The organism is Paraburkholderia suaedae (assembly GCF_040812055.1).
GTDB lineage: Bacteria > Pseudomonadota > Gammaproteobacteria > Burkholderiales > Burkholderiaceae > Paraburkholderia.
The window spans coordinates 1-1,096 of the sequence record NZ_JBFOAH010000104.1 but is presented as its reverse complement, the minus strand read 5'-3'; the positions used below and the strand labels follow the sequence as shown (position 1 = coordinate 1,096).

The window sequence follows — 1,096 nt, the reverse complement described above, 5'->3', positions numbered from 1 at the left end:
TGTGTGATTCACAGACATCGTTTCAACTAAAATGAAGCGATGGACCGTGAGATTGCGACTCGATTGCGGTGGGTGGCGATGTACCACGAGACCGGTAATGCCGGTCTCGTGTGTGCGCGCTGTGGCATCTCGAGACCCACACTTCGCAAATGGTTACGACGGTACCGCGATGCTGGAGAAGAAGGCCTTCGCTCTAAAAGTCGCCGCCCTCTCAACAGTCCAAACCGGAAGGTCTCCCGATCCGATCGAGCGACGATTCTCCGGCTACGTGCCGAGCACAAGGGCGCACGGCGTATCCAGAACGAGTTGCGGCTCCACGATCAAAGAGAACTGTCCCTCGCAACTATTCACAAGGTGTTATGCGAAGCGTCTGTGAAGCCGTTAGTTCGTTCAAGGAGGCCGTCACGCCCCAAACGCTATAGCCGCCCGGTTCCGGGCGATCGGGTCCAGATGGACACGATGAAGATCGCGCGAGGCGTCTATCAATACACGGCCATCGACGACTGCTCGCGCTTCCGTGTACTGGCTGTCTATCCGCGCAGAAACGCCTGTAATACGCTGCTTTTTCTTCATCGCGTCATCGAGGAGATGCCGTTTCCAATCCAGCGTATCCAGACTGATAGGGGCGGCGAGTTCTTCGCCGAATCAGTGCAGCGGCGTCTCATGAGCGAATGCATCAAATTTCGACCGATTCCGCCACGCTCGCCACACCTCAATGGCAAGGTCGAACGCTCGCAGCTGACTGACCTGAATGAGTTCTGGTCTCACCATGCTCCGGCCGAGGATGAGATTGACCAACGAATCGAGGAGTGGCAGTTCGACTACAACTGGCGCCGCCCGCACGGCTCACTCGGCGGCAAGACACCCGTCGACCGCATCGCGGAAGTGAGCGAAATCACGCCTCTCGCGGAGCAGGTCGAAAGTGCCTACGACAAGCGAAAAGAGCGAATCCGGCACCGCGAATGGCAAGTCGACAGGATCCTTGCCGAACATCATCGGCGCGTGCTTGAGTTCGCGTCTCCTACCGGAGCCTCGAGCTCAAGCACGCGAAGAAAACGGTCTTCAAGAAAGTGAAACGATGTCTGTGAATCGCACA

Annotated in this window: 1 protein-coding gene; it reads left to right on the top strand. The window is 57.3% G+C overall.

All coding sequences use genetic code 11. The features are described from left to right. Positions 1-39: 39 nt before the first annotated feature. The gene (locus ABQJ48_RS37760) at positions 40-1,074 is read left to right on the top strand and encodes an IS481 family transposase (RefSeq protein WP_367842930.1); all 1,035 of its coding nucleotides are present in this window, start codon (positions 40-42) and stop codon (positions 1,072-1,074) included. Positions 1,075-1,096: the final 22 nt, after the last annotated feature.

Coding starts and splice junctions, on each gene's coding strand:
- ABQJ48_RS37760 (WP_367842930.1), top strand. CDS start 40: ATGGACCGTGAGATTGCGACTCGATTGCGGTGGGTGGCGATGTACCAC.